This window comes from Acinetobacter sp. (genome assembly GCF_050285345.1).
Lineage (GTDB): Bacteria > Pseudomonadota > Gammaproteobacteria > Pseudomonadales > Moraxellaceae > Acinetobacter.
The window spans coordinates 1-14,608 of record NZ_JBLZXR010000079.1; the positions used below are offsets into that span (position 1 = coordinate 1).

The following is a 14,608-nucleotide window of genomic DNA, read 5'->3' on the forward strand; positions in this document are numbered from 1 at the left end:
TCCAACCTGGGCTCGAACCAGGGACCTGCGGATTAACAGTCCGTCGCTCTACCGACTGAGCTATTGGAGAATCTGAAGCGCATTTTAAGGATGAAAACGAAAGTGGTCAAGCATATTCAATAGAAAATCACTTCAAATGTTTCAATATTGGTCAATCTGAAGTTTTTTGTGAATGTGTTGATTAATATTTGATTTTAAAGGTGGTTTATTCGATATCGAATTAAAACCACTTTAGCTTTAACTCGACAATAAATGTATTTCACGTGGTTGAATTTTGTTTAAAAATTGATCAAGAAAAATAAAATTGATTTAAAAAATTGAGCCAAGGTATTTTTTCAGTGATAAAAAAATCACCCCGAAAGGTGATTTTTTTGACTCTCAAATAAGTATTAGAACTTATTTTTCAACGCCAGCAGCTTGACCTGCATATTTTGCGTTTGCATAGTCCCAGTTCACTAGGCTTTCTAGGAAAGTCGAGATGTATTTAGGACGAGCGTTACGGAAGTCGATGTAGTAAGCGTGTTCCCAAACGTCAATTGTTAACACTGCGACTTTACCGTGAGCAAGTGGAGTGTCAGCATTCGATGTTTTAAGGATAGAAAGCTTACCATTTACTTCGTCAGCAACTAACCAAGCCCAACCTGAACCGAATTGAGTTGCAGCAGCGTTTGCAAATTCTTCAGCGAATTTTTCGTAAGAACCGAAAGCTTCGTCGATTTTAGCTGCTAAAGCACCAGTTGCTTTACCGCCACCGTTTTTAGCCATACAGTTCCAGTAGAACGTGTGGTTCCATACTTGAGCTGCGTTGTTGAAGATACCAGCTTTAGCAGCATCGCCTTTAACCGCAGTGATGATTTCTTCTAAAGTTTTGCCAGCAAGGTCAGTACCTTCAATAGCTTTGTTTAGATTCACTACATAAGTGTTGTGGTGTTTGTCGTGATGGTATTCTAAAGTTTCTTTGCTGATGTGCGGAGCAAGATCTTCGTAACCGTAAGGTAGCGCTGGTAAAGTAATCGTTGTCATGTTTTCAATTCCTTGCATTTTGCTGGGTTTTGACATTAAGTGTCGCTATTGTAATAGATTCTTGCCTTGAAATGCGCATTGCTTATAAATAACAATACAGAATAAGGCCTGAAAATATACGTATAAGGACAAAGTCAAAGACCAAGACGATTTAAATTAAATCGGGTTATTTAATTCAAAATAACTATACTCAATATTGAACTGTTCTGAAATAGCTTTTGCGAGTCGCTGTACACCATATCGTTCAGTGGCGTGATGGCCGCAGGCATAATAATGTACATTGAGCTCTTGTGCTTCGTAGAAAGTACGTTCACTAACTTCACCAGAAATATATGCATCACAATTTTGTGCAGCAGCTTTGCTAATGAAATCTTGTGCGCCACCAGTACAGTAACCTACTTTTTGAATCGTGGTTTTTTCAGCTGCAAGATGTAGAGCATTGAAATTTAATTTTTCTGAAACGAAAGCCTGAAAATCTTCAGGTGACATCGGCTGTTTTAAATAGCCGATATTGCCAATCGGGTTACGTTCGTTAGGGTCTAGTGCTTCAATATGCTCAAGTGCTAATAAATCAGCAATTGCGGCATTATTTCCCAAAGTTGGGTGGCTGTCTAAAGGTAAATGATAGCCGACAAGAGAAATATCATTTTTAATCAAGCTCTTGATGCGTTTTCCACGCATCCCAGTGATTGGATAAGCTTCGCCTTTCCAAAAATAGCCATGATGAACCAAAAGTAAATCTGCATTTGCTGCGATGGCAGCATCAATTGCACCTTGTGATGCGGTTACTGCGCATAAAATTTTATTGACCTCATGTGTGCCTTCGACTTGTAGTCCATTTGGAGCATAGTCTTTAAATTCATGAGCTTTGAGCGTGGTATCACACCACTGAATAATTTCATTTAACTGAGTCATAGTCTTCTCAAAATTGCAACGTGATGTGTCAAAATTCAATATTGTTTAAATTGTAACTAAAGAATCACAAATCTCTGTGTTTATTTTAAAGTTTGTTGAAAATATTACATTACAATACGATATAAATTATTTAGTCATCAATGAATTATAAAATTTTAGAGGATATAAACGTGCGCCGGACCTTTACATGGTTACCTTGGGTATTATTAATACTTGTGATCATTGGTTTTCTGAGTTGGCAACAAATTCAAAAACCTAAAGCACCCATTGCCCCAGACGGGGTAAAAATGCCTGCTGAAAAGGTTGAACCTTTAATCGATACAACACGTACCGGTGGAGTGGTGTCGTACAATGCGGCAGTGAAAGTAGCCGCACCTGCGGTTGTGAATATTTTTACCACGCAAAAAGTAAAACAACTGGATCATCCGTTATTAAATGATCCTGTATATCGTGAATTTTTTGGCAATCAGCTCCCAGATCAAAATAACCAAAATGAAAACAGTTTAGGTTCGGGGGTTATTGTGCGCCCTGATGGTTACATCTTAACCAATAATCATGTGATTGCGCAGGCAGATCAAATTGTGGTGGCACTGCATGATGGTCGTCGTGCAGAAGCAAAAATTGTGGGTACCGATCCTGACACTGATTTGGCGGTGATTAAAATTGAAATGGCACAATTACCAGTTTTACCCTTTAAGTTAAGTGGTAATGAAGTCGGTGATGTGGTCTTAGCGATTGGTAACCCATTTGGTGTCGGCCAAACAGTTACTCAAGGGATTATTTCTGCGACAGGTCGTTCAGATCTCGGAATTAATACCTATGAAGACTTTATTCAAACCGATGCTGCGATTAATCCGGGGAACTCGGGTGGTGCTTTAATTGATGTGGCAGGAAATTTGATTGGAGTAAATACCGCGATTTTTTCACAATCAGGTGGTTCACTGGGGATTGGTTTTGCGATTCCTGCAAAAGTATGTCAACAGGTACTGAACTCGATTTTAAAAGATGGTCGTGTGGTGCGTGGTTGGTTAGGCATTAGTTTATTGCCAATACAACAAGAAAATATTTTAGAGCCGCGTATCAATGGTGTGGTGGTTGCAGATGTTTTACGTGGTGGGCCTGCTGCGCAAGCGGGTTTAAAACGTGGCGATAAAATTATGAAAGTGAATGATGAAGTAATTACTTCAACATCGCATTTAATTAACCATGTGGCTCAGCAAGCACCATCGAGCACAATGCAAATTTCGATTGAACGTGACGGTAAAGCTATTAATTTACCAGTACAAGTTGGTGAACGTAAGGCACAATCGCAAAATAGTGATTCGCAATACATTCCTTTACCTCGATAAGCTTGAAGATAAAAATCCCTCATCAGGAGGGATTTTTTTATGGTTTGAAGAAAAAGTAGAAAATAACCCATTTATACAATTCAGTGATTGAATTACAAAATCGCTATGCCTTTTTGGCCTGATTTATCTTAATTTAAAACAGAAAATAATCAGATAAGAGTATAAAAAGATGAGTTTTTTACCTGCCGAACATGCCAAAGTATTATCCAGTCAAGCCAATCTAGACATCGCCTTATACAAGGCCCGTTTGGCGCTGTTGATCGAAGACAATGCCAAGCAAGGCAACACCGCGGTATTTACCGTTTTGCCCAAACATTTGCCACTAGAAGAGATTCGAAACTTGTCTGCAGAGTTAACCGAATTGGGCTATCAAGTTCGTTTTGAGCTAAATGAGTTTTTTTATAATTTTAATGTGTATTGGATTTAACATTGAGTGATCTTGAGAAAATTAAAAAACCGCAGATTGCTGCGGTTTTTTATGGATGATGAAGATTTATTCAGCTTTTTGATACTCATTGATCACTTCTAAAGCCGCACGAAAGGCTTCTTGAGTCGCAGGTGCACCACAGTAAGGTAAGCTGTGTAATAACACTTCCTGAATTTCTTCAACTGTTGCGCCATTGTTTAATGCACCACGGACATGGCCTTTTAGTTCCGTTGGGCTTTTTTGTGCAGTTAAAAATGCGATGGTAATCAGCGAGCGGTATTTGCGTGGTAGTACGCCTTCACGTTGCCATGTTGAACCCCAAGCGTGTTCATTAATCCAGTCCTGTAAAGGCTGAGTAAAAGGCACGGTATTGTTCTGTGCACGTTTAACAAAACTTTCGCCCATTACCTCAGTACGAACTTTTAAACCATTGTCATAATCTTGTTGTGACATGTTATTTTGACCCTCTGTACGGTGTTTTTATTTCAGTGGCTCAAGGGTACGCTTTTAGCGTTTTGATGCCATTGGCAGAAGGTCGAAGGCATGTAGTTTTTTCTCTAGTTGCTTGGCTTCATGCATTTTGAATGAAGTCAGAGCAATGATTTTGAACATATCGGCATAAATAGACATAAAAAAGCGATGCCGAAACATCGCGATTTTATATTCATGATCAGGCTGTAATATCCAAAATATTAGAAGCGTAAAAAGGCTTCAGGCTCATCATCGGTACTTTGCATATTGGGATGTTGATTTTGGATTTTATGCCGCTCATCTTCAGGTAAATGTGGATTATCCAAAGCTAAGGTTTGATCCAGTCGCATATCAAAAATATCGGTCAGCAAACTGTCATAGCGTTTGGCATTGTAGGTTCGTAATTGATCCGCTTCATGCGCATTGATAAACCCTTGCTGAATCGCATCAACTACATGTGCTTCAAAGGTTAGGCCATTAAATTTGCTTGTAGACTCTGCTTTTTTGAAACGATCCCATAGCGGTTCAATCTCTAACAGCATTAAGAAGGTAGACTCCATACGACCGGTCACATCGTTGGCTTCAGTTGAATAATACACATGCTTTTTCAATTCATTTCGAAAAGCATTGTCTTCCATCATGCTGTCTGCCACTTGTCGTTTTAGCCGATCAGTCGGTGCTTGAAGCGGGCGACCAAATGGGAAGCATAACGTCCTAATTATGCAAGCAGCGATACGAATCGGGAAGTTGGCAAATAAACCATAAAAGGCTTCTTGAGCTTTAAACAGTGCTTTTTCTACCGCCAATTTTGCATGTAGTTCTTCAGCATCGGTTTTTTTACTATGTTCAAAGTATTTTAAAATGGCTGTGGCGATAAATAAATGCGCATGAATATCGGCCAAACGACCGGACAGCATTTCCTTACGTTTAATATCTCCCGCCAAAAGACCTAGACACATATCTGCGGTTAAAGCGAAATTGGCACTTAAACGGTTAATGATTTTGTAATAAGGAAGGGTCAGCTCAGTTGCACTACGGGGTGAATCATTTGCACCACCGGTAAAGGCATAAGCAAAGGAGCGTGTAGTTCGGTTCAAGGTATAACCCAAGTGTTTAAACAATATTTCATTAAAGGTTTTTAAGGCACTGTTTTTATCTTCAGCTTGGAGCAGTTGTAACTCTTCAAACAGATAGGGGTGACAACGCATTGAACCTTGACCGAAAATCATCAGTGAACGACTGAGAATATTCGCCCCTTCAACAGTAATTGATACTGGAATGGCTTGATAATTGAGTGCCAAAAAGTTACGTGGGCCAAGCTGAATGGCACGACCACCGACGACATCCATACCATGACTGACCACTTTGCGCATGGTTTCAGTGGCATAGTATTTTGCCATAGCTGTCATCACCGCAGGTTTTCCACCTTGATTGAGTCCACAAGTCACCAGATAACGAAAGGCTTCGAGCATATAGGCATCACTGGCAATGTCACTGGTGGCTTCTTGCACGCCTTCAAATTTACCAACAGAGATTTTGAATTGTTGGCGTATACGCGCAAAAGCTCCGACATTTAAGTAGGTCATTTCTCCCGCAGCAGTTGAAAGCGCAGGTAAAGAAATTCCACGACCGACAGCGAGACATGACATCAGCATGCGCCAGCCTTTCCCTGCATTTTTAACCCCACCGATAATCCAATCGAGGGGGATAAATACATCTTCACCATCGACTGTGCCATTCATAAAAGGGGAGCCGGGGTTGTGTCGTGCTCCGACAATCACGCCTTCATGTGAAGAAGGCAATAAGGCACAGGTAATGCCATATTCTTTTTTAGAATTTTCTCCGAGCAAACCGTCAGGGTCGTACATTTTAAAAGCCAAACCGATGACAGTGGCAATCGGCGCAAGGGTAATCCAACGTTTAGAGAAATTCATTTTTAAACCCAGAATTTCTTTGCCTTCAAACTCTCCATAACAGACCACACCGGTATCTGGAATTGCACCAGCATCTGAACCTGCCTCAGGGCTGGTCAAACCAAAACATGGAATTTCTTCACCTTTGGCGAGGCCGGGCAGGTAACGGTCTTTTTGCTCTTCAGTCCCATAGTTGAGTAATAATTCACCCGGGCCGAGTGAGTTGGGCACCATACAACTGACCGCAGTGGTGAGGGAGCGAGAAGCAATTTTGCTCATCACACGGCTTTGTGCAAAGGAACTAAATTCTCGACCGCCATATTCTTTAGGAATGATTAAACCTAAAAAACCATTGGCTTTAATATAATCCCAAACGTGGTCGGGAAGTCTTTTATGTTGATGGTGAATTTCCCATTCATTGATCATGCCGCAAAGCTGTTCGACTTCTTTGTCGAGAAAGGCTTGTTCTTCAAGTGACAATTTGGGGTAGGGATAGTTGTGGAACGTTTCCCAATTGGGTGCACCCATAAATAGCTCTTTTTCCCACCAGCTTGTCCCAGAGTCCAAGGCTTCACGTTCGGTGCTACTCATGTTAGGCATAGCGTTGGCAAGAACTTTATAGGTGGGCTTGGAAATGAATGCCATTCTTAAGGGGGCAATCAGTATGACAAGGCTGATCAAAATGAGTGGTAGGCCTAAAATCAGTGACCAAGGGCTTAAAAATGCCACCACTATTGAAATGACAATCAACGAGATTGCGCCAACAGTTCTGGATAAGCTAAAAAAGAAAATTGCCCATAAGCTCAATAACAAGATCAAAATACTGAGAATGAAATACATGGCTTACCCTCCATTTGAATGTGCTTTGGAACATCCCAAAAGGTAATTTAGATATTTAGGGCCAGTACGTTGTCATTTTTTAAACTGTGTACAGGCTTAAAATGATCTAAAGGTTAATGCTAATTTCGGGTAGCACAGTGAATTTTAATTTGTGGGGTATTCTTAAAAAGAAAGGTGATTCAGGTTTGGTATTTATTTCAATTTTTAAAGCATGGAGATAGGCATTCTATTGCTCCATAAAATATACGAATAAGCACGCAAATCTGAAGATGACTCATTTTAAAATAGAATGATTTTTAATCGATGTAAAAGTAAGGACTGTGCGATAAATGTAGACTTAAGTAAATTTTAAAAGAAATGAATTATTTAACTAGGCATAAAAAATCCCTCACGCGGAGGGATTTTTTATCGGTTTAAAGCAAATTGCAATTAAGCTTCGATGGTTTGTACCGCAATTTTTTTAGCAGGATCAGCTTTGCGACGTACAGCAGGAACAGGTTCACCATAGTACTGGCGGTCAGCAAAGTAGCTTGAACGTACCATTGGTGCAGACCAAATATTTTTGAACCCGAGTTTTTGGCCGTGTTCGGTATAACGATCAAATTCTTCCGGAGTGACAAAACGGTCAATTGGTGCATGTTCTTTAGACGGTTGTAGATACTGACCAATGGTCACATAGTCCACATCATGCGCTTTTAAGTCATCCAACAGCGTAATCACTTCTTCTTCAGTTTCACCAATACCGACCATCAAACCACATTTGGTTGGCACATCAGGGCAGTATTCTTTAAACATTTTCAATAAGTTTAAAGAGTGTTGGTAGTCAGAGCCCGGACGCATCGCTTTGTACAAACGTGGCACCGTTTCAATGTTGTGGTTAAACACGTCAGGTGGGCATTCCGTCATAATACGTAGCGCAACATCCATACGGCCACGGAAGTCAGGGACTAAAATTTCAAGTAGAGTTTTAGGACTTAGTTCACGTGCTTCTTTAATACAATCAACAAAGTGCTGTGCACCACCATCGATTAGGTCATCACGGTCTACAGACGTAATCACTGCATATTTCAAACCTAAGTTGGCAATGGTTTCTGCCATGTGGCGTGGTTCATCCGGATCCAAAGCGTTTGGACGGCCATGCGCAACGTCACAGAATGGACAACGACGGGTACAAATGTCGCCCATAATCATAAAGGTTGCTGTACCGCCACCGAAGCATTCTGGTAAGTTCGGGCATGCAGCTTCTTCACACACGGTATGTAATTTTTGTGCGCGTAAAGTTGTTTTAATGCGTTGAACTTCATCAGGAGCAGCCATTTTGACCCGAATCCAGTCTGGCTTACGAGGCGTTTCAACCGTTGGCACGACCTTTACAGGTATGCGAGCGACTTTTTCTGCGCCACGAAGTTTGACACCCTGTTCAGGTTTACGGTTCTCAGACATATTCAACTTTTCCACTGTTTTTGACGAGGAGATATTCAAAAAAATAGCTCGTTTATTATAGCGGACTTGAACTTAAATAGGGAAAAAACGGTATTCATATAATAAATGTTGTTATCACATAATATGTGTGAGCTAAATATCCAAAAAAGTTAGGATATACGTCATAATAGGGCCCAGACTAAAGAAATATTTGTAAGGAGCGTTGAATGCCACGTAAGAAAGAGGTCGTTAGTGGAACTTTCGTGAAATACGATGCGGTAGTTCTCGGTTCAGGCCCTGCGGGTGAAGGCGCTGCAATGAAACTGGCGAAATCGGGTAAACGAGTTGCCATTGTTGATATGCGTGAACAACTTGGCGGTAACTGTACTCATGTCGGCACGATCCCAAGTAAAGCGTTGCGTCAGACAGTTTCAAGCATTTTGCGTTATCAACGTGACCCTATGTTCCAAAAAGTTGGTGAGTGGAAACAATTCACCATGAAGCAGGTGTTACGTAATGCGCATAACGTGATTCAACAACAAGTTGAAACGCATTCACGTTTTTATGATCGTAACAAAATTGATATCTTCCATGGCCGTGCCTACATTCAAGATCAAAATACCGTACTCATTTTCACCAATGATGGTATGACTGAAACTCTCGTTTTTCAGCAATTGGTCATCGCAACGGGTTCACGTCCATACCGTCCAGCGGTACTTAATTTTAATCATCCACGTGTATTTGATTCAGACAAAATTTTAGATTTGGATTACACCATTCAAAAAATTATCATTTATGGTGCGGGTGTTATTGGTTGTGAATATGCGTCGATTTTCATTGGTCTTGACCATAAAGTAGATTTGATCAATACGCAGCATAAACTACTAAGCTATTTAGATGATGAAATTTCGGATGCGCTGTCTTACCGTTTACGTGAACAGGGTGTATTGATTCGTCATAACGAACAAATTGATCATCTTGAAACGCATGATGATCACGTGGTTCTGCACCTGCAAAGCGGTAAGAAAATTAAAGCTGATGCAATTTTATGGTGTAACGGCCGTTCGGGTAATACAGATGGCTTGGGTCTTGAAAATGTGGGCATTAAGCCAAATAGTCGTGGTCAATTAACCGTAAATGATCAATACCAAACAGAAGTCGAAAACTTCTACGCTGCTGGTGACGTCATTGGTTGGCCTTCACTTGCATCTGCTGCCTATGACCAAGGTCGTTGCGCAGGTTCAAATATGAGCGGTGAGGAAGGTATTGCACCGGTCACGGACATTCCAACAGGTATTTATACCATTCCGGAAATTTCATCGATTGGTAAGACTGAACAACAGTTAACTGAAGAAAAAATTCCATACGAAGTTGGACAAGCCTCTTTCCGTCATCTTGCACGTGCACAAATTACGGGTGACACTGTGGGCGAGCTTAAAATCTTGTTCCATCGTGATACTTTAGAAATTTTGGGTGTGCATTGCTTCGGGAATAACGCGGCGGAAATTATCCACATTGGTCAAGCTGTGATGAATAGTCCTAAAAATACCATTAAGTATTTTGTGGAAACGACATTTAACTATCCGACTATGGCGGAAGCGTACCGTGTTGCAACTTTAAATGGTATGAATCGTTTATTCTAAAGCACTCTCTTAGAGTCTAAGTGCTTTGTAGTTTAAGCGCTTGAGATTTTATTAAAGCCCGTGAGTAGCAACTTGCGGGCTTTTTATTGCGACAAAATACAATACACCACAATTTGAAGAATTTACCTACAATAACGGCAAGCTAAAATCATGTGAGGATTTTGATGACCATTCGCACTCTGTCAATTCAAGGATTTCGTTCCATCCATAAAATGAATTTGTCATTGTCACGACTGAATATTATTAGTGGTCCAAATGGTTGTGGAAAATCCAATTTATATAAGGCCGTACGTTTATTGCACGAAGCGGCCAATGGGCAATTGTCTCAAGCTATCGCCCATGAAGGCGGTATTCAAAAAATTATGTGGGCAGGTGGGCATCGAGTTGGAGATCGTGCCAAAGATTCGAAACGTATGACGTTAGCGGTCGAGATGGAGCATTATGAATATCAGTTAGAAATAGGGTTTCCTGAGCCTTTAATTACCATGTTCGCGCTCGATCCTTTGGTTAAAAAAGAAAATATCTGGTTGAGTGGTTATCAACACCGACCAGTCAGTGAGTTGATGGAGCGCACCAATCAAGTAGCATTTTTAAAGAATATCGATGAGCAGCGTATTTCTTATCCGATGACCTTAACACCTGAAGATTCGATTTTTGGACAATTATCCGACCCGCATTTATATCCTGAGGTTTCGCAAGTAAGGGAAACCATGAAAAATTGGCGTTTTTATCATGAATTTTCGGTTAGTGGAAATTCACCTATGCGTGTGCCGCAAGTGGGGATTCGTTCTCCTATTCTTTCACATGATGGGACAAATTTAGCCGCAGCATTTGAAACCTTACGTGAGCGCGGTCAAAGTGAAACGCTATTTGAAGTATTGGATCAGGCCTTTCCACACAGTCAATTTTATGTACAGGAAATGGGTGGTCGCTTTCAAATGATGATGCAAAAAGAAGGCATATTAAGACCCTTGGAAAGTGCAGAGTTTTCAGACGGGACTTTAAGATTTTTATGTTTGGCTGTGGCGTTATTGAGTCCTCGACCACCGAATTTTATGGCGTTAAATGAACCTGAAAATAGTTTGCATCCAGACTTATTGCCTGCTTTGGCAAGGCTAATTGCAGAAGCTAGTCGCTATACTCAATTGTGGTTAACAACACATTCAAATGAATTGGCAGACATGATTAAGCAGTATTGTGAGGTGCAACATTATCAGTTAGGTCAAAAAAATGGTGAAACGGTGGTGTTGGGTGCCAGTTTTGTTGAGGACGATGAGTTAGAGCAGAGGCAGTAATTTCAATAGGCCATAATACAGACCAAAACTACCGATCAAACTCAGCCCTACCGGTATTTTACTGCGTAAAAGGATAATCACAGCAACGATAAATAGAAGATCGAAGCCTTGCACAATGTACTTTTGTCCCATTTGAAGCAATAAACACAGCAATAGTCCGACAACCGCGGCATTAACTGCTTTCAGCATATTAAAAATGCTCGGAAAATTCATGATTTTGGACCAATAAGGTAAAAGCCCAAACAGTAAAAAGAATGAGGGTAGGAAAATCGCCACAGTTGCTAGCATCGCATTGAGGATACTCGATGAAGTCATTGGTAAAAATGGACCCAAATATGAGGCAAACGTAAATAAAGGGCCTGGCATCAGCTGTGCGACGGCATAGCCTAAATCAAAGGATTCATTGCTGATCAGGCCAGCTGTGACAAAGTCCTGATGTAAAAAAGGCAAAATAATATGTCCACCGCCAAACACTAAGGATGCCGTTTGATAAAAACTTTCTAAACTGTACCAGAGCATTGCGTGGCTTGTAGGGTCATAAAAATGAAATGCAAAAAATGGACTGATAAAGGTAGTTAGCCAAAGCCATGACCATTTTAGGGATGCTGAAGTAGGGTTTTGAAGAACTGGATTTAATAATTCATTTTTTTCCGTTACTGGTGAAATTGTGGATTTATTATTCTGATTTTTATAAATAAATAGACCAATCAACGCAGCAAAAAGAATCACCAAGATTTGGTTGAGTGCTGTTGGAACAAAATATACAAAAGCTGCGGCACACAGCATCAAGAAATATTGCGTTGTAGTCTGACAAAAGTTTTGCATCATTTGCCAAAAAGCCCATGCGACTACAGCAAAGACAAGCAATTGAATCACATGAAAAAATTGAGTGGAAAGGTGATCGCTATATTGCAGACCTAAAATTGCGATAGCCGTCATTAAAACGGCGGAAGGCAAAGTAAAACCAAGCCAAGCAATGACAGCCCCACGATAGCCTTTGAGGTAAAAGCCTATCGCCATTCCCACTTGGCTGCTGGTCGGGCCGGGAAGCATTTGGGCTAAGGCCATAAGGTGTGAATATTCGTAGTCAGAGATCCATTTTTTCTGCTGTACAAAAAACTGATAAAACAGCACCAAATGTGCAGCAGGCCCTCCAAAGGCCATACATCCCAGTTTAAAAAAACTCAGAAATAAAGTTCGGTCAGAGATGGAGGGAGCGGAGGTCGTCATAGGGATTTAAATTGGGATGAGGTGATTGGTTTGAATTTTTATAAAGCGAATTTAATAAAACTTTTGATCAGTGTAGCTGAAGATGATGACAAATTTATGTTGCTAGATGAAATCTAATTTTTTAATCCATCTATTTTCAATATATCTGATTAAATTGGAAAAATAGTCACTTCACTGTTGGATTAAAGGGAACCTAGTTAGAGCGTTTCCAATCCTATAAATAAGCTCATGATTTTAAAATACAGTTTTGAGTTAAAACTGTATTTTATGGTCAGAATGTTGCTGTTGAGCTATTTTAAAAATGGGTAAATGTGCCGAATCAATGTGCACAAAATGCTTGATTGAAATATTCAAATAATTCAGGCGTATTGAGCCAAAGCAATAAGGATAAAGCCAGCAGTGCGATAATCGCCATAGCAACGCCCATGCGAAGCCAAAATATAGAATCAGTCATGGACTACTTTCTCCTCATTGACCAAGGAATGCACAAAGACACCGAAGAGACTTAATGCGATTGAAAAGATCCAAATCGCATTATAATCACCAGTCATATCATGGTTGACGCCACCGAGCCATCCGCCAAAAAAAGAACCAATTTGATGGGTGAAAAACACGATTCCACTCAACATGCTGAGATATTTGATCCCAAACATATTGGCCACAATACCATTGGTCAGCGGTACGGTAGATAACCATAATAACCCCATAATGACGCCAAACGTATAGATTGTCCATGTGCTGAGAGGCAGGGTTAAGAAGGCAATAATGGCAATGCCTCGCAGTCCATACAGTCCCATTAACAGTTTTGGCTTTGAGTATTTTCCACCTAACCAGCCGGCGGTATAAGTGCCGACAATATTAAAGAGTCCTACCAGCGCAAGGAAGACTGTGCCTGTGGTGGCACTAAAACCATGGTCAATTAAATAACCCGGTAAGTGGATACCAATAAAAACCACTTGGAAACCACAAACAAAGAAACCTAAAGATAAAAACCAAAACGGTTTATGTTGCCAAGCGAGTTTTAAAATGTCTTTAAAACCAAGTGCCGGTTGAGTTGATGGTGGAGTATTTGCAGCCACATACATCGGCGCTTTGAGCATCCATGCCAATGGAATAATCAAGGCAATTAAAATGGCGCTCACCACCAAAGCCGATGACCAGCCAAATTTTTGTAACAGCAAAAGGGTTGAGGGCAACATAATGAATTGACCAAATGACCCTGCCGCACTGGCAATCCCCATGGCTAAACTACGTTTGTCTGGATGTGCTGCACGTCCAACTGCGGACAGTAAAACAGGGAAGGAGGTTGCCGAAAGTGCAAGGCCAAGAATTAAACCCGCACTTAAATTTAAGAGCATGCCGGTTGAACTAACGGCCATCAGGAGTAGGCCAATGGTATACAGCAAACCACCTACAGCCACGACCACTTTACTGCCATATTTATCGGCAAAAGCACCTGTGATCGGTTGTACAGCGCCCCAGATGAGGTTTTGCATGGCAATTGCGAGACTAAATACATTATGCCCCCAACCAAACTCTGTACTCATGGGCACTAAATACAGACCAAAGGCATGCCGTACGCCAAGAGATAAGGCCAAAATAATGGCACTCCCAATCAGCATATAAATGAGAGGTTTGGAAAAACGAGCATCAGACATACATAGTCTACAAACTTTGAATATAGCGTAATGGTATTCGATTCAACTATGAGTTGCGATTAAATTTAATTCACCAAACAATAAATTTTTTTTATATATGATGCTGTTTATATGCAATAAAAAAGACGACCGAAGTCGCCTTTAGTGGGAGAGATTTTTGTACTTAGAAGCGCATACCAACACCGGCATAGGCAAGGATTGGATTTACTTCAATATCTGCTTTCGATTTAATCAGTTCACCATGTGTAGCATCGGTTACCGTAATCGTAGTGTCATTTTTTAAATGTGTAGGACTTACGCACTATCCTTTTTGTAATTTCTGTGGAAGAAGATGATTCTTGTCTGAAATAAACGCATGAATAAAATTCTTGATAATCGGCTTAAATAAATTCTTCTGCCACTGATAAATATTCATAAAAATA

The 14,608-nt window shown here is 40.6% G+C and carries 12 protein-coding genes and 2 pseudogenes; 4 read left to right on the forward strand and 10 right to left on the reverse strand.

Features of this window, described 5'->3' with window-relative positions:
• Positions 1–396 precede the first annotated feature (396 nt).
• Together ACN6OV_RS07155 and ACN6OV_RS07160 are read right to left on the reverse strand one after the other, a co-directional pair.
• Positions 397–1,023 carry a superoxide dismutase gene (locus ACN6OV_RS07155; protein WP_427951297.1) on the reverse strand — a complete coding sequence of 209 codons (627 nt, stop codon included), beginning with the start codon at positions 1,021–1,023 and terminating at the stop codon, positions 397–399.
• A gap of 156 nt (positions 1,024–1,179) precedes the next feature.
• Complete coding sequence (locus ACN6OV_RS07160; RefSeq protein WP_427951300.1) at positions 1,180–1,938, reverse strand: Nif3-like dinuclear metal center hexameric protein; 759 nt, start codon at positions 1,936–1,938, stop codon at positions 1,180–1,182.
• Between the two features lie 170 nt (positions 1,939–2,108).
• On the opposite strand from ACN6OV_RS07160, the gene ACN6OV_RS07165 reads away from it, so the two are divergent.
• Together ACN6OV_RS07165 and ACN6OV_RS07170 are read left to right on the forward strand one after the other, a co-directional pair.
• Positions 2,109–3,287 carry a S1C family serine protease gene (locus ACN6OV_RS07165; RefSeq protein ID WP_427951303.1) on the forward strand — a complete coding sequence of 393 codons (1,179 nt, stop codon included), beginning with the start codon at positions 2,109–2,111 and terminating at the stop codon, positions 3,285–3,287.
• A 169-nt stretch (positions 3,288–3,456) separates the two neighbouring features.
• Positions 3,457–3,714 (forward strand): hypothetical protein, encoded by a 258-nt coding sequence (locus ACN6OV_RS07170; protein WP_427951306.1) that lies wholly within the window; start codon positions 3,457–3,459, stop codon positions 3,712–3,714.
• 66 nt (positions 3,715–3,780) lie between these two features.
• Here the strand turns inward: ACN6OV_RS07170 and ACN6OV_RS07175 are convergent, their stop codons facing one another.
• The 3 genes from ACN6OV_RS07175 to lipA all read right to left on the reverse strand — a co-directional run bounded on the left by ACN6OV_RS07175 (position 3,781) and on the right by lipA (position 8,381).
• The gene (locus tag ACN6OV_RS07175) at positions 3,781–4,167 is read right to left on the reverse strand and encodes a carboxymuconolactone decarboxylase family protein (protein WP_427951309.1); all 387 of its coding nucleotides are present in this window, start codon (positions 4,165–4,167) and stop codon (positions 3,781–3,783) included.
• Positions 4,168–4,406: 239 nt separating this feature from the next.
• Positions 4,407–6,938, reverse strand: coding sequence for an acyl-CoA dehydrogenase (locus ACN6OV_RS07180; protein WP_427951312.1), 2,532 nt, complete (start codon positions 6,936–6,938; stop codon positions 4,407–4,409).
• 429 nt (positions 6,939–7,367) lie between these two features.
• Positions 7,368–8,381 (reverse strand): lipoyl synthase, encoded by a 1,014-nt coding sequence (gene lipA / locus ACN6OV_RS07185; protein WP_427951314.1) that lies wholly within the window; start codon positions 8,379–8,381, stop codon positions 7,368–7,370.
• 206 nt (positions 8,382–8,587) lie between these two features.
• On the opposite strand from lipA, the gene sthA reads away from it, so the two are divergent.
• Together sthA and ACN6OV_RS07195 are read left to right on the forward strand one after the other, a co-directional pair.
• Positions 8,588–10,003 carry a Si-specific NAD(P)(+) transhydrogenase gene (sthA, locus tag ACN6OV_RS07190; RefSeq protein ID WP_427951317.1) on the forward strand — a complete coding sequence of 472 codons (1,416 nt, stop codon included), beginning with the start codon at positions 8,588–8,590 and terminating at the stop codon, positions 10,001–10,003.
• 164 nt (positions 10,004–10,167) lie between these two features.
• Positions 10,168–11,298, forward strand: a complete 1,131-nt coding sequence (locus ACN6OV_RS07195) for an AAA family ATPase (RefSeq protein ID WP_427951320.1) — start codon at positions 10,168–10,170, stop codon at positions 11,296–11,298.
• On the opposite strand, the gene chrA is transcribed toward ACN6OV_RS07195, so the two are convergent.
• The 5 genes and pseudogenes from chrA to ACN6OV_RS07220 form a co-directional block, all read right to left on the reverse strand.
• Entirely contained in the window at positions 11,281–12,528 is a 1,248-nt protein-coding gene (gene chrA / locus ACN6OV_RS07200) for a chromate efflux transporter (protein WP_427951323.1), read from the reverse strand. The genes ACN6OV_RS07195 and chrA overlap by 18 nt on opposite strands.
• A 319-nt stretch (positions 12,529–12,847) precedes the next feature.
• Positions 12,848–12,982, reverse strand: coding sequence for a hypothetical protein (locus tag ACN6OV_RS07205; protein ID WP_427951325.1), 135 nt, complete (start codon positions 12,980–12,982; stop codon positions 12,848–12,850).
• Positions 12,975–14,186: an MFS transporter gene (locus ACN6OV_RS07210; RefSeq protein ID WP_427951328.1), complete on the reverse strand. Its 1,212-nt coding sequence runs from the start codon at positions 14,184–14,186 to the stop codon at positions 12,975–12,977. Before ACN6OV_RS07210 ends, ACN6OV_RS07205 begins: the two co-directional genes overlap by 8 nt.
• A gap of 163 nt (positions 14,187–14,349) precedes the next feature.
• A pseudogene (locus ACN6OV_RS07215) lies at positions 14,350–14,484 on the reverse strand (OmpW family protein); the annotation flags it as partial.
• A 3-nt stretch (positions 14,485–14,487) separates the two neighbouring features.
• Positions 14,488–14,608 (reverse strand): annotated as a pseudogene (locus ACN6OV_RS07220) (IS701 family transposase); the annotation flags it as partial.

Excerpts from the sequence above, each read along its gene's own strand:
- ACN6OV_RS07180 (WP_427951312.1), bottom strand. The coding sequence starts at position 6,938 with ATGTATTTCATTCTCAGTATTTTGATCTTGTTATTGAGCTTATGGGCA.
- sthA (WP_427951317.1), top strand. The coding sequence starts at position 8,588 with ATGCCACGTAAGAAAGAGGTCGTTAGTGGAACTTTCGTGAAATACGAT.
- ACN6OV_RS07160 (WP_427951300.1), bottom strand. The coding sequence starts at position 1,938 with ATGACTCAGTTAAATGAAATTATTCAGTGGTGTGATACCACGCTCAAA.
- lipA (WP_427951314.1), bottom strand. The coding sequence starts at position 8,381 with ATGTCTGAGAACCGTAAACCTGAACAGGGTGTCAAACTTCGTGGCGCA.
- ACN6OV_RS07195 (WP_427951320.1), top strand. The coding sequence starts at position 10,168 with ATGACCATTCGCACTCTGTCAATTCAAGGATTTCGTTCCATCCATAAA.
- ACN6OV_RS07210 (WP_427951328.1), bottom strand. The coding sequence starts at position 14,186 with ATGTCTGATGCTCGTTTTTCCAAACCTCTCATTTATATGCTGATTGGG.
- ACN6OV_RS07175 (WP_427951309.1), bottom strand. The coding sequence starts at position 4,167 with ATGTCACAACAAGATTATGACAATGGTTTAAAAGTTCGTACTGAGGTA.
- chrA (WP_427951323.1), bottom strand. The coding sequence starts at position 12,528 with ATGACGACCTCCGCTCCCTCCATCTCTGACCGAACTTTATTTCTGAGT.
- ACN6OV_RS07155 (WP_427951297.1), bottom strand. The coding sequence starts at position 1,023 with ATGACAACGATTACTTTACCAGCGCTACCTTACGGTTACGAAGATCTT.
- ACN6OV_RS07170 (WP_427951306.1), top strand. The coding sequence starts at position 3,457 with ATGAGTTTTTTACCTGCCGAACATGCCAAAGTATTATCCAGTCAAGCC.
- ACN6OV_RS07205 (WP_427951325.1), bottom strand. The coding sequence starts at position 12,982 with ATGACTGATTCTATATTTTGGCTTCGCATGGGCGTTGCTATGGCGATT.